Source organism: Herbaspirillum sp. YR522 (assembly GCF_000282575.1).
Classification (GTDB): Bacteria; Pseudomonadota; Gammaproteobacteria; order Burkholderiales; family Burkholderiaceae_D; genus Herbaspirillum.
Map to the genome: position 1 here is coordinate 12742 of NZ_AKJA01000130.1, position 24070 is coordinate 36811.

A 24070-nucleotide genomic window follows, 5' to 3' on the forward strand; every position below is an offset into this window, starting at 1 on the left:
CGTTGGCATAGTGATTCGACACAACGGCTTGGCCGGGTGGGAAAACGCATGTGACAGATGCGGCAGACGCTGCAGGGCAATGCAGCGAATGCTGGGGAGATCGTTATTGCATTACAGCAAGATTGCCAAGAACAATGTTGCGAGGAGACATGAAGCCGGCCGGCGGAGGGTAATTATTTATTAGTAAATGCCGCTGGCCTGGAACGGGATTCTAGCACCGGGAATGGCGCACTGCATCATGAAACATGGGGGTCCTGGCGATTTCGATTAAATCGCGGATGATCGAGAAAGAATTGGATTTCCGTTAGGAAAACATTCGGCGTTGCTGGGCATCGCAGGGGGCCTTGCTGCGATCCACGCCTCGGAAGGCAGGATGTGGATCGCATAGCGCAGGTACTGCTTCAGCGCGCCTGCCACAAGCGGGCAATCTGCTCGGCACTGGCTTGCAACAATTGTGGTGCATCGGCAATTGCCGCCTCCAGGGTAGTGGGACCGAAGGCGATCGAGAAGCAGCCCGAGAAGCTTTCCTGGAGGCGATCCAGCGACTTGCGATCGATGCCGCCCGACAGCAACGTCGTGGCGACACCAGCGCGACGTGCACGCTGGCTGGCAACGAACGGTGCTTTTCCGTGCAGGGTCTGGGCATCGCTGCGACCTTCGCCGGTGATCATCCAGTGGGCGCCGGCCAGGGCCTCGTCCAGTCCGATATGGTCGGCTACCGTCTGGGCGCCCGACTGGAATTGCGCGCCCAGCATCAACAATGCATAACCCAGGCCGCCGGCGGCACCGGCGCCAGGTAATTCTTTGGCGTGGCGCTGCAAGGCGCCCTCCAGCACATCGGCGAAGTGGCCGAGCGCGGCGTCGAGTATGGCAACCTGCTCAGGCAGGACGCCTTTCTGTGGTCCGAATACCGCCGTGGCGCCATGTTCGCCGCAGAGCGGATTGTCGACGTCGGACATCGCCACGATCCGCATCGTGGCCACGCGCGGGTCGACTGCCGAGGCATCGATCCGGCGCACGCGCCCCAGATCGGCCGGCCGGGGTGGCACGTCGTTGCCATCGGCGTCGAGCAGCCGCGCGCCCAGCGCGACGAGCAGACCGGCGCCGCCATCGTTGGTGCTGCTGCCGCCCAGCGCGACGAGGACCTGGCTGACATCGCGCTCCAGTACGGCCAGCAGCGCGTCGCCAATGCCCAGGGTGCTGCGCTGGTCCAGCGCGACAGCGGTACCAGCGGCATCGGTCAGACCGACGATCGATGCCGACTCGATCACCGCACTGCCATTGTCGAGCAGGCCCACGGGGGCCTCGACCGGGGCGCCGGCGGCATTGCGGCAGCGTACGCTCAGGCGTTGTCCGCCCGCATGCAGCAAGGCGTCGAGCGTACCCTCGCCGCCGTCGGCAATCGGCTTGAGCCGTATCTCGGCCTGCGGGATGGCAGCCCGCACGCCATTGCCAATGGCGCTGGCGACCTGTTCGGCGCTGAGCGATCCCTTGAACGAATCCGGTGCGATGACGACGATGGGGTGGGGCAGGGGGCGGGAGGATGTCATGGGCAGGTAGTAGGGCGGTGCTGCCGCCCGATAAAGGTCTCGACGTTGTTGTAGTCAATGGCGATTGCCATTGCAGCTTCATTATATAAGTCCTGATGGCCTGGCTCGGCGGCGTAACAAATGGTAAGGCTGATGGTCAGCACGGGCGACGTGGGCGATAGTGAACGGATTGTCGGCACCTGCGTCGTGAAAAATCGACCTTGGGCCTAAGGAGCATGATCATGATCGGTAAATATGTGCGCATTGTCCTGGTAGTGCTGCCGGCGCTGGTGCTGGGGGGCTGTGTGGCGGTTCCCTATGACCCCTACTACGGCGCCCAGCCGGCGTATTCGACCTATCCGGCCTATCCCGGCTATGGTGCCTATCCGGTGCAGCCGGCCTACGTGGCGCCGTATTCGTCGTCGTTCTACTTTGGCTACGGTGGCGGCTGGGGGCACCGCGGCGGCCATTGGCGGCGCTGATTTACATGCTTTGGCGCACGCACGTACATGGTTGGTGCGCCAATTATCTCCGCAAGACGTTAGAATATTGCGTTCTGCATAAATGATGAGGCCAACCGGCCTCATTTCAATTTCATCTCGAGACCTCTGGCCGGACGCTCCGGCATTGCCGGCGCAAGGTATGAGTTTTTTCAGTTCGTTGACCCAGTCCGATCCAGTCGCACGCGCCCGCCGCAGGACGGTGCTCGGCTTGACGCTATCGGTGTTGGTGCACGTCGTACTGTTTTCTGTGTTGCGCACCAAGCTCGATGCGCCGCCGCGGGTTCAAACGCCGGGTAAACCCGACGCACCGCTGCAGGTGACGTTCATCAAGCCGCCGGCCCCGCGTCCCGAGCCGCCACGGGCCGAACCCAAACCGGCGGTCCAGCCCAGGAAGGCGGTAACCAAGCCTGCCCCGAAGCGCGCCGCGCCGCCGCGCCAGGTAGCGCGTGCGCCCGCGCCTGCCCGGGCGCCCACAGCGCCACCGACGCCCAACTCGATCACCGAACCGGTGGCCCAGGCCGCGCCGGAGATGGACTTCAGCTCGATGATGAATCGCAATCGCGAGCGACGCCAGGCGGCCGAAGAAATGGCGGCCAAGGAAAACGCCGCCGCCCGCGCAGCGGAGAACCCGTCTGCCAACGACATCGCACGCGCCAACATCGCGTTCCAGGAGCGGCGCGGTCGTGGCACCAATGGCGTGTTCGAGATCATCAGCAAAGGCCCGCGGATGGCCCAGTATTCGTTCCGGGGCTGGACCGACGACCAGCGTCGCAGCCAGCGCCAGACCATCGAAGTCGACGCCGGACCGGGAGGCAATGTCGAGATGGCCATCGTCGACAGCATGATCGCGCTGATCCGCAAATATTATTCGGGCGATTTCAGCTGGGATTCGCAACGACTGGGCAGGGTGGTGACGCTATCGGCACGCGTGAGCGACACCCAGGGCTTGCAGGCTTTCCTGATGAAGGAATTCTTCAGCAACCGTTGAATGGGCGCGCTGTTGCACGCTTGGCAAGCAGTGGGGAGATAGCTTGCAAATCTGGATCTATCATTTAACTCTTGCTAACTAAAGTGAGCTTTTTGCGACTCATCAGGTAAATCCTTGCGGCAACGCAAAGGCCTTCGTGATACGATCCATTTTATTTCCCGAAGGAAATCAAAATGGAACTCGAGCTGACAGGTGAAGAATTGCGCTGGATGTACAGCGTGTTCAAGGGCGAATTCCGTATCGTGCCGAGGCGCGTGGTCAAGAGTGTCATTTCCAAGGGGCTGGGCATTCCCAACCTGGGTGGGGCATTCAATCTCACGCGTGCCGGCAAGGAAGTCTTCCGGCGCACACCGCAGGGATTCTCCGAAGTCGTCGAGGTCGAAGACGAGATGCATATCATCCGATCCAAGAGCCAACATCGCAGCAATTGGCGGCTTGGCTGACTCGCCAAATGCCGCGCAAGAAAATTTATTTAATGTTTTTCAGAAACAGTTGAGCGCAAGGCAATTCATGCTGTTATAATTGCGCGCTCAGTCGGGGCGTAGCGCAGCCTGGTAGCGTACTTGCATGGGGTGCAAGGGGTCGAGTGTTCGAATCACTCCGTCCCGACCATTAGAATCAAAGGCCTGCGGCGAAAGCCGTATGGAAAGACAGCACCGTATATTAGAGTCATCTAATATCGGTGCTGTTTTGCTTTGTGCTCCAGCGACGCTTGCAGGCCGATTTCAGGTACCTCTGCAATCACCGCTTCAGGTCGACATCTAACGCTGTGAAGATGTGCGCGCCAGGCGTGCGGACTGCTGCCAGCGACAGCTTTCATCTTCGCTGCGTCAATGGCCCCGGTGCACGGATGCCAAGAAGATTGCATCCTTGTTGGCGCATCCAGTTCGGCCCGCTTTGCGCAGCCGTCCGGACGGCAGGCTTATGCCTGGGTCATGCCATGGGGTGGGAATGCGTCCGGTACGGGTCACCGGAAAACAGTGTTCAGGACGTCAGCAGGTTGAGCAGCAGATTGTGTTCGCCCGCCTGCGCCAGGGTGGCATAGGTGCCCGCGTCGGCCGGGTCCCAACCTGGCTGGACCAGATTGGTGGCGCTGGCGATGCACAGCTCGCGCGCCATCGTGCGCCGCTCGTCATTACCGCCGCCGGCCAGCGAGCGGCGCGACGCCGACATCATGTCGCGCAGTTCTATGGCATTACCCATCTGAAGGCTTTGCGTGCCGGTGCGCGAAGCGCGGGAGGGCATCCACTGCAGGGCCTGTCCCATTATGTCGGTGAAGCCGTGCTGTGCCTGATCGCGGAACACGCCCAGCGTGTCCCCCGGCAGTGCTAGCAGGGCTTCGCGGCTGGGCGGACGCAGGCCCAGTTCGGCCCGCGGCAACTCCGGCAGCGGTTGGTCCGGCACGTCCTGTGCCTCGGGCAGATCGAGCATGCCGGTCGTCTCCGCCATCAATGCCAGGCAGCGTTGGAGATCAGACGTATCTTCAATTTTTTCCATTGAGTCGCGCATGTTCCTCCTTGATCAATTGGTAGTCGTGCTGCCATTGCTGGAATTGCGTCGCGTTGGAGGCTTGTCTTTGCTTCATCTGGGCATCGGTTTCCTTATCGTCAAGACGTGCGGAATGCCTGTTCGGATGATGCTTCATCGCCGCGGTCTTGTATTGTTTTTCCGCCGTTTTCAGCTGGTCGTCACTGATGGGCGCGCCTTGCACCAGGCCGAACCGCTGGTAAGCGCTTTTCATTTCCGCTTTCTTCATCTGCTGCTGGGCCTCAAAGGCATTGCGTGGAGGCGCATCGGTCGTTGGCGGTGGCGGGGTCTGCGACGCGGCCTGCGGTTTCGGCTGGGGATGCGGTACGGGTGGCGCCTGTGGCCGCGGGTTCGGCCCCGGACCCGAGGCAGGGGGCACCTGGGAGGTGTGATCCTGAGCCTCAGGGCCGGCCCCGTGTGCCTGTTGCGCGCCGGCATATTCGACATTGCGTTGCGAGGTCTTGAGATCGATGTTGATCCGGCAGGTGGCGCCCTGCTTGTCCTGGAACCAGTCGGAATGCATCCGGTTGCTGCCGGTCGCCGGGTTGAGTTCCTGCGTGAAATGCATGGCGGGCTTACCTGAAACGAACACGCACATGTTGCGGCGCTGGATACCGTCCTTGCCTGTCGCCCAGTTGTCCACCGCGCCGCTGACGCCGTTGTTGTTGCGCATCCAGGCCCATGACTTGCCGGTGGAATGATCGAAGCTGCGGCAAGTCATCAGGCCGGTCGACGGGTTGTGCTGCCATGGCGTCTGGCTGTTCAACTTGCCGCTCATGAGGTCGAGCGTGGTCATCATCGGCGTGCCGCCGGCGCTGACACCGTTGAAATGCAATTGCATGCCGCTCGGGTGATAGAACGGTCCGTTCAACGACATGCTGCCGCCCCAGGGCATGGACATCCCTGGCAGCGTTGGCCGGCCCGCTTGCTGATGCTGATGCTGATGTTGCTGTGGGCGGTAGTGTTGCAGCTGGCCGGCGCCCTGGTGGCCGGCACCACCCAGACGCGCGTTGAGCTGATGCATCAGGCCACCCTGCAATTGCGTCATTGCTCCGCGCAGGTTGGTGATAGCCGTCTGCAGCGCGCCCGAAGCGCCCGGAAAGTTGACGCTGCTGTAGAGCTTCGCCATGCTGGCGTTGGAAAAATTCTGGAACTGCCTGACCAGCGACGACGCTGACGGCAAGGTCGCCGTATGCGCGCCCTGCTTGGCCATCGTGCCAGGATGGAAATCGGCTGGTGTTAGATTGGTCAATCCCGGCAACCGCATGGCGCCCCCTTGTGCGAGATGATCGAATGGTGGTGGGTGGCTTTGATGGCCGGTCTGGTTCCTTGGCGCTGCGCGGCCAGGAGGGGGCGGGTGAGGCGGAAGCACTGGCGATCATGCGCGCACATTACGGAGACGTTATGTGCTGCTCGAGGCGCAGCAGGCGGTGGATGCCGTGCGCAGCTTGCGGGCCTATTCGCTTCTATCCTGTCCCGCCACGCCGGACTATCGTCGAGCGGGAACCGAAGATTCGAAGGTTAATCAAATTGGCTTTCCAATCTTTCGGGTGATGCGTCGTTCGATGCTTCCCGTCTTGTCGATGCCACTCTATGAACATCGGGCCCATCAAGGCCAGTACCTTTATCGTATGCGCTACGCCCATCGTGACGAAGGCTGGGTGATCGATGCCGCGCAGGTTGTCTGGAACGGTGCGCCCTTGAATGCCTGGACCGAGATCAAGGGCTTGCATTCATCCGAGGCACAGGCCATCGCGCGGGGGATCGAGTGGTGCGAAGCCATCGTCGCGCATCACAATACCGATAATGTTCCCGATGAGTAACTCCAGGTGAAAGAGACGGCGGTCGGTCAGCCGACTGCGTCGCCGTCGACCAAGCATGACTGGCGGCGTCGGCCCCGGCGCGTGCGCCTGGACAGCCTCGAACGCGGCTGCACAGGTGCATCACCATCGCCGGGGCCGGGCGACAACAGTAGCGGCCCTCTACCCATTTCATCTAGAATGCGCTGGTCCAGCGGCCTTTGCGCCGCCTTGGACATGCATATCTGATGCTTTCTATTACTGCTCTAAATACGCCGGGGAACTGAAATGTCGGGTGAAGGCATCGTCAACTTGGCGGCATACACATTGGCCAGCCCAAAGCCGCCCTTCGAGCGGCAAGCCGAAGATCGCACCGCCGAATTGCTGGAAGCGCTGGCCGTGGTCGAGGCACAGAAGCTGCAGCTGGAAAACGCCTTGCAGATGCGTGACGAGATCCAGCGTCAGCTGGAGACCGAACTCGAGGATGCGCGGTTACTGCATTCCATCAGTTCGATGATGATGGACGAGGACTCGGTCGACGCGCTCTACCAAAAGCTGGTGGACGCCGCGACGTTGGTCATGCGCTCCGATTTCGGCAGCCTGCAGCGCTACGACGAGGCGCGTGGCGCATTGGAAATGATTGCCCATCATGGGCTCGACGACGACGCCTTGCGGTTCTGGCAGTGGGTCGCTCCCGGGCGTGCCACCACTTGCGGCAGGGCGTTGGCCGTCGGCCAGCGGGTGGTGGTGCCGGACTTCGACACCTGCGATTTCATTGTCGGCAGCGACGACCTGGTCGCCTTTCGCAAAGCGGGTGTGCGCGCCGCGCAATCGACCCCGTTGCTGACCCGAAGCGGGCGCCTGGTCGGCATGATCACGACCCACTGGACTTGCTGTCATGCGCCCAAGGAGCGCGACCTGCGCCTGTTCGATATCATCGCGCGCCAGGCCGCCGACCTGATCGAGCGCAATATTTCGGCCCAGGCCCTGCGGCGGCACGCCGACAGCCTGGTCGAGGCCGATCGCTACAAGGATGAATTCCTGGCTACGCTGGCGCACGAACTGCGCAATCCGCTGGCGCCCTTGCGCACCGGACTGACGCTGCTCAAGATTGGAAGTGCCGAACAGGCGACCCGGGTATTGCCGATGATGGAAAGGCAACTCGGGCATATGGTCCGCCTCATTGATGACCTGCTGGACGTATCGCGCATCAGCCGCGGCATGGTGACGCTGCAGTGCAGCCGGGTAGCGTTGGCATCTCTGATCGAAAGCGCCGTGGAGACCAGCCGGCCATTGATCAATGCGGCCAATCATCAATTCACGGTGTCGGTCCCGAGCGATGCGGTGTATCTCCAGGTCGATGTGACCCGTACCGTGCAAATCATCAGCAACCTGCTCAACAACGCCGCCAAATACACGCCTGACGGCGGCCGCATCGACCTGGTCGCGGATGCGCTGGGTAACGAGGCGGTGATCCGCATCACCGATAACGGGGTGGGCATACCGACGCCGATGCTGCCGAAAATCTTCGAGCTGTTTACGCAGGTGGATCGTTCGACAGAGCGCAGCCAGAGCGGCCTGGGGGTTGGGCTGGCATTGGCCAGGCACCTGGCGCAATTGCATCAGGGGTCGATCGAGGTCGCCAGCCCGGGTGTCGGTGGCGGCTCCGTCTTTACCTTGCGCCTGCCGATCGACGTCGCCCACGCGCAAGGAGCGCCAGTTCATCAGCCCGGCGGCAAACTGCAGTCGGCTGGCCAGGCGACGCGCATCCTGATCGTCGACGATAACGTCGATGCGGCAAGGACGCTGGCCCTGTTGCTGGGCGAAATGGGGCACACCACCAGTGTCGTGACGGAGTCGCCCCAGGCACTGGCGGCAGCGCTTGCGTTCAAGCCTGATGTGATGTTCCTCGACCTCGGGATGCCGCATCTCAATGGCTTCGATCTGGCGCGCCAGATACGCGGGCATGACGGTTTGAAGCGTGTGTATCTTGCCGCCTTGAGCGGCTGGGGAACGCAAGAGGATCGCGCCAAGAGCCGCGATGCAGGCATCGATCATCACCTGACCAAGCCGGTGATGGTCGATGCGGTCCAGGAGGTATTGTCGAATGTGGTGCCTTGAGCACGCACCGGGCGCCTGTCGGCTCCGGGCTCGGCATGAGCCTGGGCGTTGAAGCCGCATCGCCACGCCAATGCCGATCCGATGTTTTTTTTCGAGTCAACATACGGCGGCATGGCCGATTCAGGCAGGCGGGTGGCGGTGTTCAGGTGGTGGCAGCAGGGCCGGTCGGCGGCAGGATGGTATCGATCGGTTGACGCCATTTGGCCAAGCGCTTGGATAAGAGATGAGATGGTCTTTCGACCAGCCAGTAGAACGCCGCCGAAAGCACGGCCACCGTGATCATCACCACAGGCCAGTTCAAGGCCGAGCGCTCGGTGCCCAGGATTTGCATCAGTAGCAGCGGCGCCTGCGTGTGCATCAGGTAGATCGAAAAACATGCCTGTCCGAGCACAGCCAGTTTGGTATAGATGAAGCTCGGCCTGGTCTGGCAAAATTCCATCAGCAACCACAAGGCGCACGGGGCCGCAAAGACCAGCATCGAGTGTTTCAAGGGCATGATGTGCGAGAACGTCAACACCCCTGCCAAGCCGCCGAATCCGACGACAAAGATCCGGGCGGCCACGATGGAGCCCTTGCGTAGCGAGAATGCCTGCACACGTTCAAGACTGATCGACTCGGCAACGACACAGCCGAGAATCCACATCGGCAGGCAGAGTAGCCAGGACAATCCGACACCGTAGCACCACAGGTAGCCTCCCATCGGGTCGGGCACCATGCTCAGGGCGATCGATACCGCGAAGCTGGCAATCAGGACGGTATGGATGCCGATCTTTCGATACAGGCGTAGAAGGAGCGGATACAGGAAATAATAGATCGCCTCTGCATACAAGGACCAGACCACGCCCATGTCCCTGAGTCCATTTGGTAGTGTCGATGCGAAGGCCAGGGCGACCAGGGTGGGAATGCCGATCCGGGTTCCCCGTGCCAGGTAGAACGACGCAGGCACGCGAAGTCGCTTGCCATTCGCGTAGGGATAATGGATACAAAACCCGGATATCACGAAGAAGGCGACAACCGCTGCCGTGCCGTTGAACGTGACCCCGAACCCGCGCTGTGCCAAGACCAGATAGTCGGCCACGCGGCCCTGCATGGTTTCGGAAAGCACCCGAAAGACCGGCGGGGCACCAAGGTGGGAAAATACCACCCAGAGCGCGCAGAGAAATCGCACGCCATCCAAGAACTCGAAATGTCTGTAATTATTTTTTTTCATGGTTTCCTCGATTGGGTGGACCAGGTCACATGCTGTCATTGCAGCCCGCCGGGCTGCGGTTACAAGGGGCAATTCGTCGGGCGTGCCGATTGACTCGACAGACTCAATGGACTCGACACGCACACCGGTAGATTGATGCTCCAATCAGGTCAAGAAACCAGGTCAAGAAACGCTGAGGTTCAGGCTGCACGTTAAGGCTGCAATGGCGACGTCGAGCAGGGCTTGAAAATAGAGATGCGATTTGCTGATGCTGCCTGGGTGCAACGTTGGCGGCGGACATTAAAGCCAGAGCATGGTTGGCGTTTCATCTTTGTTCTTTTACGTTGCGCCCGAACAATCACGCAGGCAATTGTCGGCAAACACGCAGATCATACCGCGGACGCCAGCAGCAGCGACGTAAATGTTATCACGGACAAGTTGCCGCCGGTGGCGTCCTGATTCACAGCTACGAATATATTACCTTGCTGGCCCTGGAGTTGCGAACGATATGATCACTGCAGGGAGACTTTCCCTGGAAGGGCCGGAAATCAATAATTATAAGTAATATTGTATTTTGGAAATGATGATCAGGCCGATCGGTGCGGGTCGAGCTGATCGATGTGTCGAGAAGGTAGCTGCCGGGTAGCTGCGCGACGGCAATGGACATCATGCGATCTCCGGGTGGCCCGGTCGCACGCGTCGCAGAAGGATATGACACAAAAACAGCGGCATGCCGCCGCTGTTTCCGGTCAAGCCGATGGACGGCGCAACTTACTGCTCCTGTGCCCCGGTATGATCCGATTGGGGATGACCGGGAGCAGCGCTGGCATTGCTGGACGACTGGTGCTGGCCGGACGGGTCGGGTGCCTTGGTTGCGCCGGGAGGCAGCGGGCGCTTCTGCGCGGCGATCTCGTGCGGGTTCTGGTTCGGCGCGGCCTGTACTGCGGGGTTGCCGGTGGCGGCGCGATTGTCGCCGGTCGGACCGCGTTGCTCGAAGCCCTGCGCCAGGGCGGCCGTGCTGGCGGTGGTCACGGCTACGCCCAGTACCAGGTTGCGAAAGCTGATCATGATGAGCTCCTCTGAGTGAATCGATCCAAGATGGCTTCATTCTAGAGAACCCGGGACGGCCACGAAGTCAGCCAATGCAGCCGATTGTCGTCAGTGCAATCCCGCAGCGGTCACTGGTCGAACTTGTCCTTGAGCAGCGTCTCGATGGTCGCGATGCGGGTCTCGACCGTATCCAGCAAGGCCTGTGGCATGCCGCCACCGTCTGCCAACTGGGCAGCCAGCGAGCGGGCGATGCCGATGACGCCATCGGTAAATTGCCTGCCGTCGCGCGACATGACGGCTGCCGCCGTAAATAGCGTGGAAAACAGGATCTGGTCGGCAGTGTTGTTCTCGATGAATTTATTGAGCAGGTTGTTGTGGCTTTGCTTGAGAGCGTCGAATTCTTCCTGGGTGGGCATGGCGGCTCCGGGGGTTCTTGAACATTGAAAAACCGGCAAGATAACACGATCGTGCGCTTGCTCGTCGTGCCGTGCCGGCCGGGCTGCCCACTGTCATAAGTTACGCGTAAGCTAGCGGTTCTACCATCTGTGCCATACGGGGCAGTGCGCCCGCATGCCGATGTACCAAACCGCCCGCCTGGAAGCGGGTGCGAACAAGCGGGATACCCGCAGGGAGACAGGATCATGGCAGGGTTTGAGACGGGAGCGCCGGCCATCGGCGCCGTGGACGGGGCCAGGCGCGCGTTGCCATGGTTGATGGCGGTGCTGGCAGGGGCTGCGCTGGCATTCGGTGCCGAGGCGCTCGACCCGGCCCATCGGCTCAAGGCGCCCTGGGTAGGCGTGGCTGCGGTGGGGCTGGCGCTGGCGTGCCTGGCATTGCTGCGGCGCTCCGATGGTGTGGGTCATGCGCCGTTCATCGACAAGGTGGGCAACGAGATCGATCACATCATGATCGGCGCGGCCGAGACCTCGTTCTTCGTCGATACCATCAAGAGCAAGATCCATACGGATGTGGATGCGGCCAATGGCATCGCCGCCAGCGCCGCCCAGAATGCCGCGACCACGGCGCAGATCGCCAGCAACGCCGAGCGCGCCTCGGCCATTGCCGCCGAAGTGCGTAGCGAAAGCGTCAGCGGCCGTACCGAGGTCGACCATGGCCTGCGCCATATCGTGCAGGCGCGCAGCGACGCCCAGGCAGCCTCGGGCATGATGGCGCAGCTGCAGGAAAAATCCAGGCGTATCCATGGCATTACCGAAGTCATCAGCGAGATCGCTGCGCGCACCAACCTGCTGGCGCTCAATGCCGCCATCGAGGCCGCGCGTGCCGGCGAGCAGGGCAGGGGATTTGCCGTCGTGGCCGGTGAAGTGCGCCAGTTGGCCCAGCGCACCAAGGAAGCCACCGATGACATCGGCGTGATGGTGCGGTCCATTACCGACGAGGCCGAACGCGCCGCAGCCGGCATGAACGCCCTGAGCGGGCGGGTGCTGGAGGCGGCGCAGAACGTCGAACGGGTACATGGCCTGTTGAACAACATCGAGCGCTCGGCCGGGCAGTCGCAGGAGCAGATCGAGGAAATCGCGGTCGCTTCGCGCGAGAACGTGCAGACCACCCAGTACATTGCCGATTCGATTACCGCCATTCGCGATGGCATGCTGCAGACCGATGGCGAGTTGCCGCGCGTGGCGGCGTCGGCCATGGCCTTGTCGGAGCGCGCCGAGGTGGTGTTCGAGGCGATTGCCGAGGGCCAGGCACGCACCGCGCACGACGTGGTACGCGAGCTGGCATTGCAGGCCGCACGCGATATCGGCCGGCTGTTCGAAAAATCGATCGCTGCCGGCCGGATTTCACAAGCCGACCTGTTCGATCGCAGCTACCAGCCGATCCCCCATACCTTGCCGCAGAAGCACACCACCCGCTTCGACGCATTCACCGATCAGGTACTGCCGCCGCTGCAGGAGGCTATCCTGGAGCGCATGCCCCAGCTGGCCTACGCGGGGGCGGTCGACGACAACGGTTATTTTCCCACCCATAATCGCAAGTTCTCGCAGCCGCTCACCGGCGACTACGCGGTGGACCTGGTCAACAACCGGACCAAGCGCATCTTCAGCGACCGCACCGGCAGGCGGTGCGGTGCCAATACCAAGCCATTTTTGTTGCAAACGTATAAACGCGATACCGGCGAGGTGATGCATGACCTGTCGGTGCCGATTCACGTCAATGGTCGCCATTGGGGCGGGTTTCGCATCGGTTATCGCTCGATGCATGCCGAACCGGCGCCAGCCCCGCCATCGGTGCCGGCACGGCCAGTCCCCATGGCGCCAGGCCGGGCAGCTCGCTCGTGAATCGTGCCCGCTGCTGGCAGGCGCTGTCGGCTAGGGCATCAAACAGGCATATTGACCTCGCGCAATAGGGGGGTAAAACCGCTTCATTTCAAAGGCTGATTCGCTTGACCCCACCCGGCCGCTGATAGATTATTCGACAAGGGGGAACCTGCTCGCGACAGCGGCAGGTTGTTAGCCATAAGCAGACGGGTCAGTGACGCCCAGCGAGAGAAGGAAATACAGTGAAGCCTACTGTGCAAAGCAAGGGCGAGTCTGGCAAGGAATTCGATTTCACCTCCCGTGACTTCGAGCGCGTCAGGGCTCTCATCTATCAACGGGCCGGCATCGCGCTGGCCGACAGCAAGCAGGAAATGGTCTACAGCCGCCTGGCGCGCCGCCTGCGCGCCACCGGCATCCATTCCTTCGTCCAATATCTCGACACGCTCGAACGTACCCAGGATTCGGAAGAGTGGGAGGCATTCACCAATGCGCTCACCACCAACCTGACCTCGTTTTTCCGCGAGTCGCATCACTTCCCAATCCTGGCCGAATTCCTCAAGATGCAGAAGGAGCCGGTCACCATCTGGTGTTCGGCCGCCTCCACCGGCGAGGAGCCCTATACCATTGCCATGACCGTGTGCGAGGCCTACGGTTCGCTCACGCCGCCGGTGCAGATCGTGGCCACCGATATCGATACCAATGTGCTGGCCACCGGCGCCAATGGCGTCTATCCGATGGAGCGCATCGACAAGCTGTCGCCGGAACGGGTCAAGAAGTTCTTCCTGCGTGGCAAGGGCAGTCACGAGGGCTTCGTGCGGGTGCGCCCGGAGCTGCGCAAGCTGATCACCTTCAAGCAGTTGAACCTGCTGGCGGATGGCTGGCCGATCAGCGGCCAGTTCGACGTGATCTTCTGCCGTAACGTGATGATCTATTTCGACAAGCCCACCCAAAGCAAGATCCTGTCGCGCTTCGTGCCATTGATGAAGCCGCACGCGCTGCTGTTTGCAGGCCATTCCGAGAACTTCCTGTATGTCTCGGATGCGCTCAAGCTCAAGGGCAAGACCGTCTACGAACTCAACGCCGCGCAGCGCGGTGCGAGGGCCAAGCCATGAGCCAGCAGGCGCCGGAACAGTTTGCCACCAACCTCTATTACGATCGCACCTTCGATTGCGACGCCGCCAAGATCCTGCCGGGCGAGTATTTTTTCACGCACAAGGACATGATGATCGTCACCGTCCTCGGTTCCTGCGTGTCGGCCTGTATCCGCGACCGGGTCTCGGGTATCGGTGGCATGAATCACTTCATGCTGCCCGATGGTGGCGGCGACGACGGCAGTCCGGTATCGGCCTCGGCGCGCTATGGCACCTATGCCATGGAAATCCTGATCAACGACGTGCTCAAGGCCGGCGCCCGGCGCGACAACCTGGAAGCCAAGGTATTTGGCGGGGGTAACGTGCTGCGTGGTTTTTCCGCGATCAACGTGGGCGAGCGCAATGCCGAGTTCGTGCGCAAGTATCTCAAGGCCGAAAGCATCAAGGTGGTCGCCGAGGATCTCAATGATATCTATCCGCGCAAGGTCTACTATTTTCCCCGCACCGGCAAGGTACTGGTCAAGAAACTGAAGCAACTGCATAACAACACGCTGGTGGACCGCGAAAAAGCCTACGCCAGCAAGCTGGTCACCAAGCCTGTGAGCGGCGCGGTCGACCTGTTCTGAGCAGGTCTCTGCCGCCAGGAGGGCGGCACGGCATGGCATGGCAGGTAATATTGAAGGCATGAAGATGAAAATAAAAGTACTCATTGTTGACGATTCGGCACTGATCCGCAGTGTCATGCGTGAAATCATCGGTAGCCAGCCCGACATGGAAGTGGTGGGCGTGGCGCCCGACCCGATCATCGCGCGCGAGTTGATCAAGCAGACCAATCCGGACGTGCTCACGCTGGACGTCGAAATGCCACGCATGGATGGCCTCGATTTCCTGGAAAAGCTGATGCGCCTGCGGCCGATGCCGGTGGTGATGGTGTCCTCGCTGACCGAGCGTGGCTCGGAAATCACCCTGCGCGCGCTGGAACTGGGCGCCATCGATTTCGTCACCAAGCCCAAGATCTCGATCCAGAGCGGCATGCAGGAATACGCCGACATGATCGCCGACAAGATCCGCGCCGCCTCCAAGGCGCGGGTACGGGCCCGCGCGCCGCGCACCGCCGAAGTGGCCGCGGGCGGCGCCGAGGCGCTGCCGCAGATCCGCAATCCCCTCACCAGTAGCGAAAAGCTGATCATCATCGGTGCGTCCACCGGCGGCACCGAGGCGATCAAGGAATTCCTGATCCGCATGCCGTCCGATTGCCCCGGTATCCTGATCACCCAGCACATGCCCGAGGGCTTCACCCGGTCATTCGCCCAGCGCCTCAACAACCTGTGCAAGATCTCGGTGGTCGAGTCGGCCGGCAACGAGCGCGTGCTGCCGGGCCACGCCTATATCGCGCCGGGGCATTCGCACCTGAAGCTGGTACGCAGCGGCGCCAACTACATGACCCAGCTCGACCAGGGACCACCGGTCAACCGCCATCGGCCTTCGGTCGACGTGCTGTTCCAGTCGGCGGCGGTGTGCGCGGGCAAGAATGCGGTGGGGGTGATCCTGACCGGCATGGGCAAGGATGGCGCCCAGGGCATGCTCGAGATGCGCAACGCGGGCGCCTATAACTTCGCCCAGGACGAGGCATCCAGCGTGGTGTTCGGCATGCCGCGCGAGGCCATTGCCGTGGGCGCGGCCCACGAAGTGCTGCCTTTGCTGGCGATGCCGGCGCGGGTCTTGGCGTGGCTGGCCGAACACGGAAGCCGGGCATTGCGCGTCTAATACGCTGCGGCAGGGCGATAGCGCTGCCATTTTGGCAAAGGCTGCACTACAATGCCGGGGCGCGAGAAGGGGATGTTCCTGTCGTTGCCGCGTCAACCAGATAACGAAAGTTAGCGGTTCAAGTTTAGAGCGCAGCTTGCCGTTAACCAATAGATCATTTGAACAGATGGAGTGTCAGCATGTCCGATCCAAATACCAAATTCCTCGTCGTTGATGACTTTTCGACCATGCGCCGCATCGTGCGCAACCTGCTCAAGGAATTGGGTTTCACCAACGTCGACGAGGCCGAAGACGGCGTCCAGGCGCTGCAGAAGCTGCGCTCCGACCAGTTCGATTTCGTTGTCTCGGATTGGAACATGCCCAACATGGACGGCTTGACCATGTTGCAGGAAATCCGCAAGGATCCGAGCCTGTCCAAGCTGCCGGTGCTGATGGTGACGGCCGAGGCCAAGAAGGAAAACATCGTGGCCGCCGCCCAGGCCGGCGCCAACGGCTACGTGGTCAAGCCATTTACCGCGGCCACGCTGGACGAGAAGCTGAAGAAGATCTTCGAAAAGATGGGTGGCTGACGTGGGTGGCGTCGTCGATGCCGCACAAGTCCAGGGGCATGGCGCCGCCGGCATAGCCGGGGGCGACGAAGTGCTGGTTCGTATCGGTCACATGACGCGCAACCTGCACGACAGCCTGCGCGGCCTGGGGTTCGACCGTCTGCTGGAGAAGGCCGCCAGCGACATGCCCGACGCGCGCGACCGGCTGGAATACGTGGCGCACATGACCGAGCAGGCAGCGCAACGCGTGCTGACCGCCACCGAGTTGGCCAGTCCCTTGCAGGATCGCATCGGCGAGGGCGCCGTCGAGCTCAAGTCGCAGTGGGACGCGGTGACCAGTGCGGCCTTCTCCGAAGCCGACTACCGGGCCCTGGCGGCGCGCACCTCGGCCTTCCTGGGCCAGGCCAGCGAGGATAGCGTGGTCACCAAGCAGCAACTGCTCGATATCATGATGGCGCAGGATTTCCAGGACCTGACCGGGCAGGTGATCAAGCGCGTCACGGAACTGGCGCATGAGCTCGAATCACAACTGGTTCAGTTGCTGGTCGACTATTCGCCCAGCGAGGTCAAGCGCGAAGATACGGGTTTGCTCAACGGGCCGCAGATCGATCCCACGGGCAAGGACGTCATCGCCAACCAGGGGCAGGTCGACGATCTGCTCGAAAGCCTGGGCTTTTGAAGTAGTGGCCAGCGCGCGGCGTTGTCGCCCGGCGCTGGCCCGATGACCGGCATCGGATGCCGCCGGCCGGCAGGCAGGCGGTACGCAGGGCTCGGCCACTCTTATTGCTGAAATGCAACTCGTCCTACGGGCCGTGGTGCGCGCATTGGCAATACGGCATCACTGGATGTCACTTCGATACGTCACGTTTCGCCATAGGCAGACCATTGCGGTTTTGCCTAGTCCGAAATGCGGGACCTTTCCACCCCTATTCCCATGATGAGGGCCGCTCCGGCTCGCCAATAATCCTGCCTATCGTTCTCGAAATCCGTCTATTCAACGGGAATGTGGTTTTGGCAGGGGGATTGCGGCAATGGCCGAAGACAGCGACATGGAGCGGACCGAACCCGCTACGGGCAAACGCCTTGAGCGTGCCCGTGAGCAGGGGGATGTGCCACGCTCGCGCGAAATGGCGACCTGCGTGCTGTTGCTGGTGGGTGGATTTGCCGTGCATGCCTTCAGCGGGCCGCTGGTGACCAGCCTCAATCGGCTGCTGGCGTCGACCTTCAGCTTCGAGCGGGCCGCCGCATTCGATCCCGCGGTGTTGTTCGAAATGCTGTCGGGACACCTGTTGCAAGTCATCATTGCAGCCATCCCGTTGTTTTTCATGATGACCCTGGCGGCCGTGGCGTCGCCCCTGATCCTTGGCGGCTGGCTGTTCAATGGCCAATCGCTCATGCCCAAGTTCAGCAAGCTCAACCCGATCAATGGCGTGACCAACATGGTCTCGATCAATTCGCTGGTCGAGCTGGTCAAGGCGGTACTCAAGACCATCCTGGTGGGCTCGGTGGCCTGGATGGCGATCATGGGGCAGATGGATGCCATGATGGGACTGAGCGTGGAATCGCTGCCGATGGGTACCCGGCATTCGGTGCAGTTGCTGTGGACCGCCTTCATCACCATGGTGTCGGCATTGATCTTCATCGCCGTGCTGGACGTGCCTTACCAGATCTGGAACTACGGCCGCAAGCTGCGCATGACGCGCGAAGAGGTCAAGCAGGAACACAAGGAAGCCGAAGGCGACCCCCACATCAAGGGCAAGATCAGGGCCATGCAGCGCGCCATGGCGCGGCGTCGGATGATGGCAGAGGTGCCGACGGCCGACGTGGTAGTGACCAACCCGACGCATTATGCGGTGGCGTTGAAGTACACCGAGGGCAAGATGGGCGCGCCGCGCGTGGTCGCCAAGGGCGCCGACGACGTCGCCGCCAAGATCCGCGAACTGGCCCGCGAGAACAAGGTGCCCTTGCTGGAGGCGCCACCGCTGGCGCGTGCCTTGCATACCCATACCGAGATCGGCGACGAGATCCCCGAGGCGCTCTACACGGCGGTGGCGGAGGTGCTGGCCTATGTGTTCCAGCTGCGTACCTTCGGCCGCTACGGCGGTGATCGTCCCGAACAACCGACCGCACTGGCGGTGCCGGCCGAGCTCGACCCGCTCACCGCCACCAAATCGCGCGCAGCACAGCGTAGAACACAGCATTGACGATGGCCAAACTCAACACCATGAAAATGCCGGCCTGGTTGCCGGTGAAGCAATCCAAGGCGCTGGCGGCGCCGGTCATCATCGTCATGATGCTGGCGATGATGATCCTGCCGCTGCCGGCGTTCCTGCTCGACGTGCTGTTCAGCTTCAACATCTCGCTGTCGGTGATCGTGCTGATGACGGCCCTCTATACCGTCAAGCCGCTGGACTTCATCGCCTTCCCGGCGGTGCTGCTGGTCAGTACCATGCTGCGCCTGTCGCTCAACGTGGCGTCCACCCGGATCGTGCTGACCGAGGGCCATTCCGGCCCCGACGCCGCCGGCAAGGTGATCGAGGCCTTCGGTCACTTCCTCATCGGCGGCAACTATACGGTCGGTATCGTGGTGTTCGTGATCCTGACCATCATCAACTTCATGGTCGTGACCAAGGGTGCGGGACGGATCGCCGAAGTGGGCGCGCGCTTCACCCTGGACGCCATGCCCGGCAAGCAGATGGCGATCGACGCCGACCTCAATGCCGGCCTGATCGGCGAACCCGAGGCCCGTGCCCGCCGCAAGGAAGTGGCGCAGGAGTCCGAGTTCTACGGTGCCATGGACGGCGCCAGCAAGTACGTGCGCGGTGACGCCATCGCCGGCATCATCGTGACCGTGGTCAACATCGTCGGCGGCCTGGTCGTCGGTATGGTGCAGCACGACATGCCATTTGACGCCGCCATCAAGAACTACACCCTGCTGGCCATCGGTGACGGCCTGGTGGCGCAGATTCCTTCGTTGATCATCTCCACCGCCGCCGGTGTGGTGGTGTCGCGCGTGGCCAACGACCAGGACGTCGGTGGCCAGCTGATCAACCAGTTGTTCGCCAAGCCCGAGGTGCTCTACATCACCGCCGTCATCATCGGCGGCATGGGCCTCATCCCCGGCATGCCGCACTTCGCCTTCCTGCTGCTGGCAGCGGCCATGGGTGGCGGCGCCTATCTTGCCAGCAAGCGCAGCGCGCAGGCCAAGGTCGATGCGCAACAGGCGGGCGGTGCCGCGGGTGCCGCAGCCGGTGCCAGCGGCGCGGCCGCCGGTGCGGCGCCGGCACAGGAGGCCGAGGAAGCCAGCTGGTCCGATGTGATGCCGGTCGACACCCTCGGGCTGGAAGTGGGCTATCGGCTCATCCCGCTGGTGGACAAGGCGCAGGGTGGCGAATTGCTCAAGCGCATCAAGGGCATCCGCAAGAAGTTTGCGCAGGAAGTCGGTTTCCTGTCGCCGCCGATCCACATCCGCGACAACCTCGAATTGAAACCCTCGGCATACCGGATTACCCTCAAGGGTGTCGATATCGGCAAGGGCGAATCGCTGGCCGGGCAGTTCCTGGCGATCAACCCGGGCATGGTGACCGGGCCATTGCCGGGCATGATGACCAGCGATCCCGCGTTCGGCCTGCCGGCGGTATGGATCGACAGCGGCATGCGCGAACAGGCCTCGACCATGGGCTACACGGTGGTCGACGCCGGCACCGTGGTGGCGACGCACCTGAATCACCTCATCACCACCCATGCGGCCGAGCTGCTGGGTCGCCAGGAAGTGCAGAGCTTGCTGGACCACCTGGCCAAGGAAGCACCCAAGCTGGTCGAGGACCTGGTGCCGAAGATGCTGCCGCTGGGCACCCTGCAGAAGGTGTTGCAGAACCTGCTCGCCGAAGGCGTGCACATTCGCGACATGCGCACTATCATCGAAGCGCTGGCCGAACACGCGGCACGGGTGCAGGAGCCTAACGAATTGACGGCGATCGTACGGATAGCCTTGGGCCGTGCGATCATTCAGCAGATCTTCCCGGGTGAGAACGAGCTGTCGGTCATGGCGCTAGACGCCAAGCTGGAGCGCCTGTTGTTGCAGGCAATGCAGGCCGGCGGCGACAGCGGCGGCATCGAGCCGGGCCTGGCCGATGCGCTGGTCGGACAGACCGAGCAGGCCGTGCAACGCCAGGAACAGATGGGCCTGGCCCCGGTACTGCTGGTGCCGGCGCCGTTGCGTACGCTGCTGGCGCGATTCTTGCGCCGCGCCATGCCTCAGCTGCGTGTGCTGTCGCATGCCGAAGTACCGGATTCGAAAACGATTAAAGTTACCAGCCTAGTTGGAGGGCAAGCATGAACGTGAAGAAATTTATCGCCAATTCGTCCCGCGAGGCGTGGCGCCAGGTGCGTGAAGCGCTGGGGCCCGATGCGGTCATCCTCTCCAACCGCAACATTCCCGATGGCGTCGAGATCCTGGCGATGGCCAACGAAGACATGACCACGCTGGTGGCGCCCACCGCGGGTCGCGAGGCAGCCGCGCGTGCGCAACCGGCGTCGCTGCAGCAACAGTCGGGGCAACCACAAGGCCAGGCGGGCGCCGCGCGCCGCCCGGCATTGCTGTCTTCGCCGCTGGCCCAACCGCCGCGCGCGCCACGCGCCGAAGCCGCGCCGCTGCTGGACCAGGCGCAGCCGAGCCGGAGCGCGCCCCGTGCCGAGCAAGCAGAACTGCCGGCCGATGCCCGTGTATGGCGCAGCCGCAGTGCCGCGCGCCCGGTCCAGGCGAGTGCCGACGAGGCAGGCGAGGAGCGCCAGGACGACCGGCCACGTTCGGCGCTGCCCGAATTCGAGGGCAAGGACTACGACGAGATCCTGTCGGATGTGATGAGCGAGATCCGTTCCATGCGTGGCGTGCTGGAAACCCAGCTCGCCGAGATCTCCTGGGGCGGCACCCAGAAGCGCGAGCCGATCAAGGCCCAGGTGATGAAGGAAATGCTGGCCGCCGGTTTCTCGGCCAGCCTGTCGCGCCTGATCACCGAAAACCTGCCTGCCAACTCGAAGTCGCAGGACATCATGTTCTGGGTCAAGTCGGTGCTGGCGCGCAACCTCAATACCCTGGCCAACGAGAGCGAACTCCTGGAAAACGGCGGCGTGTTCGCGTTGGTCGGCCCCACCGGAGTCGGCAAGACCACCACCACGGCCAAGCTGGCGGCGCGCTGCGTGATGCGTCACGGTTCGGGCAAGCTGGCGCTCATCACCACCGACGGTTACCGTATCGGTGGTTACGAGCAGCTGCGCATCTACGGCAAGATCCTGGGCGTGATGGTGCATTCGGTCAAGGATGAAACCGACCTGCGCATCGCACTCGAAGAGCTCAAGGGCAAGCACACCGTGCTCATCGATACGGCCGGCGTGGGCCAGCGCGACCAGATGGTGGCCGAGCAGGACGCCATGCTGGCAGGCGCCGGTGTCGACATCAAGCGCCTGCTGTGCCTCAATGCCACCGCCACCGGCGGCACGCTCAACGAAGTGGTGCATGCGTACTCGAGTTCGGGCCTGGCCGGTTGCATCGTCACCAAGCTCGACGAAGCCGCCACCATCGGCAATGTGCTCGACGTGGTGATTCGTCACAAGCTCAACCTGCACTATGTGGCCAATGGCCAGCGGGTACCCGAGGACCTGCATGTGGCCAACAAGCTGTACCTGGCTGATCGTGCCTTCAAGCAAAAGCGCGAGACGGCGCCGTTCGAATTCCAGGAGGCCGAGTTGCCTGGAGTGGTAGGCCCCACAGCCATGTCGATGAACGACAAGGGCTTGCGCGAGGTGATCCTTGGCTAGTTACGATATCGACCAGGCGGCAGGGCTGCGGCGCATGCTGGAGCGTCCGGTGCCCCGCTTGTTTACCTTTTTCTCGGTCTTGGGAGAAGAAGAAAAGAGCGCCATGCTCATCAACCTGGCCACCGCGCTGGCCCAGGGCAACCACAACGTGTTGCTCATCGATGGCGGGGTGGCCTCGTCGGGCCTGCTGACCCGTATCGGCTTGCGCCACGACGTGGCCACGCTGCAGGAGGTGGCGCGCAAGGAACGTGGCATGCATGAGGCGGTGCGGCTGCTGCCGGAAGGTTTCTCGATGGCGCGCATCGCCCGGCGCACGGTGCCCGGCAGTAACAGCCCGCAAGCTGGACGGTTGGCCGAAATCTTTGATGGCCTGATTGAACAAGCCGAAATTACCTTGGTCAACGGAGTATTGGCCGACGATCAATCGATGCCGGTGCCGACCATGGAAATGGGCGAGATCGTGATCCAGGTTTCCACTACGGCAAGTTCGATCAAGGCTGCGTACGTGCTGCTCAAGAGCCTCTCGGACAAGATCGGTCGACGTCCTTTCAGCCTGATCGTCAACGACGCCACCGAGGCCGAGGCGCAAACGGTATATGCCAACATGGCGCAGGCCGCCAGTCGTTACCTGGCAGCACAACTGAAGTTCTTGGGCTCGGTACCTGCCGACGATCATATTCGTCGTGCATGCGGGCAAGGCAGGGCGGTCATGGACGTGTTCCCGTTCGCGGGCGCGACGATTGCCTTTCATCGATTGGCCAAGCGATTCGTCATGCCGCAAGAGGTCAAGAGTACTTTTGGCATGGCAACCGATGGTGCAAGTCTTGGAGTGTGACGTGCATGTATAACGTCAAGGGAAAACCAGGCAAGAACCAGATGCTTGAGCTGCATGCGCCATTGGTGAAGAAACTGGCGCATCAGATGAAAGCCAAGTTGCCCCCCAGTGTCGAGGTGGATGATCTGATCCAGGCCGGCATGATGGGGCTGCTTGATGCCGTCAATCGCTATGAAGAGACGCACGGCGCGCAGTTCGAGACCTACGCCGTCCAGCGCATCCGTGGGGCCATGCTCGACGAACTGCGCAGCAGCGACTGGCTGCCGCGCAGCATCCGCCAGAATGCACGCAAGGTAGAAGAAGCGATGCAGGCCCTGCTGCAGCAATTGGGCCGTCCCCCGCAGGAAATCGAAGTGGCCCAGCACATGAAGTTGAGCCTGGTCGAGTATCAGGCCTTACTGGGTGACTGCGGTGGTCACCAGCTGATCTATTACGAAGACTTCCATGACGACGAGGGCGGCCACGAGCATTTCCTCGATCGCCATCAGACCTCGGAATCGGAGGACCCGCTGCAAAGCCTGATCAATGGCGGGTTTCGCGAAGCGGTGGTGGAGTCGGTCAAGGCACTGCCCGAGCGCGAGCAGATTCTGATGGGCCTGTATTACGAGCAGGAAATGAACCTCAAGGAAATTGGCGCCGTCATGGGGGTTTCCGAGTCGCGCGTATGCCAGTTGCACGCACAGGCCGTATCGCGCATGCGCACCTATTTGCGCGAACATGCCTGGACCGGGGTGACCTGAGGCTGGTAGCCATGTTGCCAAGGTGATCACGACCTGGCCGCGCGTGCGCCTTCGATATCGACATAAACAATCTATTTCCGTTCGGACCGAGTGGCTGCCCGGGCAGCGTATCGAAGGCGTTTATGCCGGTGCGTCGGTGTGTCTTCGATTCGGTCCTGCCGACGTACTCAGTCCGAACGGTTACTGGTGATTGACAACAATTTATTTCCGTTCGGACTGAGTAGCTGCCCTGGCAGCGTATCGAAGGCGTGTATGCCGGTGCGTCGGTGCGTCTTCGATACGGTCCT

22 protein-coding genes and 1 tRNA gene are annotated in these 24070 nt (G+C 62.1%); 17 read left to right on the forward strand and 6 right to left on the reverse strand.

The window, feature by feature from the left end:
- Positions 1 to 401 precede the first annotated feature (401 nt).
- Entirely contained in the window at positions 402 to 1550 is a 1149-nt protein-coding gene (locus PMI40_RS18020) for a glycerate kinase (protein WP_008118294.1), read from the reverse strand.
- Between the two features lie 221 nt (positions 1551 to 1771).
- On the opposite strand from PMI40_RS18020, the gene PMI40_RS18025 reads away from it, so the two are divergent.
- The 4 genes from PMI40_RS18025 (at position 1772) to PMI40_RS18040 (ending at position 3632) form a co-directional block, all read left to right on the forward strand.
- Positions 1772 to 2011: a hypothetical protein gene (locus tag PMI40_RS18025; protein WP_008118296.1), complete on the forward strand. Its 240-nt coding sequence runs from the start codon at positions 1772 to 1774 to the stop codon at positions 2009 to 2011.
- Between the two features lie 160 nt (positions 2012 to 2171).
- Complete coding sequence (locus PMI40_RS18030; protein ID WP_008118298.1) at positions 2172 to 3020, forward strand: hypothetical protein; 849 nt, start codon at positions 2172 to 2174, stop codon at positions 3018 to 3020.
- Positions 3021 to 3193: 173 nt separating this feature from the next.
- Positions 3194 to 3463 (forward strand): hypothetical protein, encoded by a 270-nt coding sequence (locus tag PMI40_RS18035; protein WP_008118300.1) that lies wholly within the window; start codon positions 3194 to 3196, stop codon positions 3461 to 3463.
- A gap of 92 nt (positions 3464 to 3555) precedes the next feature.
- Positions 3556 to 3632: transfer RNA gene (locus tag PMI40_RS18040), tRNA-Pro, on the forward strand.
- Positions 3633 to 4004: 372 nt separating this feature from the next.
- On the opposite strand, the gene PMI40_RS18045 is transcribed toward PMI40_RS18040, so the two are convergent.
- Together PMI40_RS18045 and PMI40_RS18050 are read right to left on the reverse strand one after the other, a co-directional pair.
- Entirely contained in the window at positions 4005 to 4529 is a 525-nt protein-coding gene (locus PMI40_RS18045) for a hypothetical protein (protein ID WP_008118302.1), read from the reverse strand.
- Entirely contained in the window at positions 4504 to 5814 is a 1311-nt protein-coding gene (locus tag PMI40_RS18050) for a J domain-containing protein (protein ID WP_008118303.1), read from the reverse strand. Before PMI40_RS18050 ends, PMI40_RS18045 begins: the two co-directional genes overlap by 26 nt.
- A gap of 139 nt (positions 5815 to 5953) precedes the next feature.
- Between PMI40_RS18050 and PMI40_RS24105 the strand changes: the two genes are divergently transcribed.
- Positions 5954 to 6370 carry a hypothetical protein gene (locus PMI40_RS24105; RefSeq protein ID WP_008118305.1) on the forward strand — a complete coding sequence of 139 codons (417 nt, stop codon included), beginning with the start codon at positions 5954 to 5956 and terminating at the stop codon, positions 6368 to 6370.
- 303 nt (positions 6371 to 6673) lie between these two features.
- Complete coding sequence (locus tag PMI40_RS23010) at positions 6674 to 8467, forward strand: ATP-binding protein (RefSeq protein ID WP_162130384.1); 1794 nt, start codon at positions 6674 to 6676, stop codon at positions 8465 to 8467.
- Positions 8468 to 8609: 142 nt separating this feature from the next.
- Here PMI40_RS23010 and PMI40_RS18065 read toward each other — a convergent pair whose 3' ends face one another.
- From PMI40_RS18065 to PMI40_RS18075, 3 genes are all read right to left on the reverse strand, one after another.
- On the reverse strand, positions 8610 to 9677 hold the full coding sequence (locus PMI40_RS18065) for an acyltransferase (RefSeq protein ID WP_008118309.1): 1068 nt from the start codon (positions 9675 to 9677) through the stop codon (positions 8610 to 8612).
- A 750-nt stretch (positions 9678 to 10427) separates the two neighbouring features.
- Positions 10428 to 10724 (reverse strand): hypothetical protein, encoded by a 297-nt coding sequence (locus PMI40_RS18070; RefSeq protein ID WP_008118311.1) that lies wholly within the window; start codon positions 10722 to 10724, stop codon positions 10428 to 10430.
- A 110-nt stretch (positions 10725 to 10834) separates the two neighbouring features.
- On the reverse strand, positions 10835 to 11122 hold the full coding sequence (locus PMI40_RS18075) for a hypothetical protein (protein WP_008118314.1): 288 nt from the start codon (positions 11120 to 11122) through the stop codon (positions 10835 to 10837).
- Positions 11123 to 11347: 225 nt separating this feature from the next.
- Between PMI40_RS18075 and PMI40_RS18080 the strand changes: the two genes are divergently transcribed.
- From PMI40_RS18080 to PMI40_RS18130, 11 genes are all read left to right on the forward strand, one after another.
- Positions 11348 to 13006, forward strand: coding sequence for a methyl-accepting chemotaxis protein (locus tag PMI40_RS18080; RefSeq protein ID WP_008118316.1), 1659 nt, complete (start codon positions 11348 to 11350; stop codon positions 13004 to 13006).
- A gap of 221 nt (positions 13007 to 13227) precedes the next feature.
- The gene (locus tag PMI40_RS18085; protein ID WP_008118317.1) at positions 13228 to 14097 is read left to right on the forward strand and encodes a CheR family methyltransferase; all 870 of its coding nucleotides are present in this window, start codon (positions 13228 to 13230) and stop codon (positions 14095 to 14097) included.
- Positions 14094 to 14702 (forward strand): chemoreceptor glutamine deamidase CheD, encoded by a 609-nt coding sequence (gene cheD / locus PMI40_RS18090; RefSeq protein WP_008118319.1) that lies wholly within the window; start codon positions 14094 to 14096, stop codon positions 14700 to 14702. Before PMI40_RS18085 ends, cheD begins: the two co-directional genes overlap by 4 nt.
- Before the next feature lie 64 nt (positions 14703 to 14766).
- Positions 14767 to 15843: a chemotaxis response regulator protein-glutamate methylesterase gene (locus PMI40_RS18095; protein ID WP_008118321.1), complete on the forward strand. Its 1077-nt coding sequence runs from the start codon at positions 14767 to 14769 to the stop codon at positions 15841 to 15843.
- A gap of 179 nt (positions 15844 to 16022) precedes the next feature.
- Positions 16023 to 16412: a chemotaxis response regulator CheY gene (gene cheY, locus PMI40_RS18100; RefSeq protein WP_008118322.1), complete on the forward strand. Its 390-nt coding sequence runs from the start codon at positions 16023 to 16025 to the stop codon at positions 16410 to 16412.
- 52 nt (positions 16413 to 16464) lie between these two features.
- Positions 16465 to 17070: a protein phosphatase CheZ gene (gene cheZ / locus PMI40_RS18105; protein ID WP_255348143.1), complete on the forward strand. Its 606-nt coding sequence runs from the start codon at positions 16465 to 16467 to the stop codon at positions 17068 to 17070.
- 352 nt (positions 17071 to 17422) lie between these two features.
- Complete coding sequence (gene flhB, locus PMI40_RS18110; RefSeq protein WP_008118326.1) at positions 17423 to 18595, forward strand: flagellar biosynthesis protein FlhB; 1173 nt, start codon at positions 17423 to 17425, stop codon at positions 18593 to 18595.
- 2 nt (positions 18596 to 18597) lie between these two features.
- Positions 18598 to 20730: a flagellar biosynthesis protein FlhA gene (gene flhA, locus PMI40_RS18115; RefSeq protein ID WP_008118328.1), complete on the forward strand. Its 2133-nt coding sequence runs from the start codon at positions 18598 to 18600 to the stop codon at positions 20728 to 20730.
- Positions 20727 to 22208: a flagellar biosynthesis protein FlhF gene (gene flhF / locus PMI40_RS18120; protein ID WP_008118331.1), complete on the forward strand. Its 1482-nt coding sequence runs from the start codon at positions 20727 to 20729 to the stop codon at positions 22206 to 22208. Before flhA ends, flhF begins: the two co-directional genes overlap by 4 nt.
- Positions 22209 to 22242: 34 nt before the next feature.
- Positions 22243 to 23043, forward strand: coding sequence for an antiactivator of flagellar biosynthesis FleN protein (locus PMI40_RS18125; protein WP_040502365.1), 801 nt, complete (start codon positions 22243 to 22245; stop codon positions 23041 to 23043).
- 5 nt (positions 23044 to 23048) lie between these two features.
- Positions 23049 to 23783 carry an RNA polymerase sigma factor FliA gene (locus PMI40_RS18130; protein ID WP_008118335.1) on the forward strand — a complete coding sequence of 245 codons (735 nt, stop codon included), beginning with the start codon at positions 23049 to 23051 and terminating at the stop codon, positions 23781 to 23783.
- Positions 23784 to 24070: the final 287 nt, after the last annotated feature.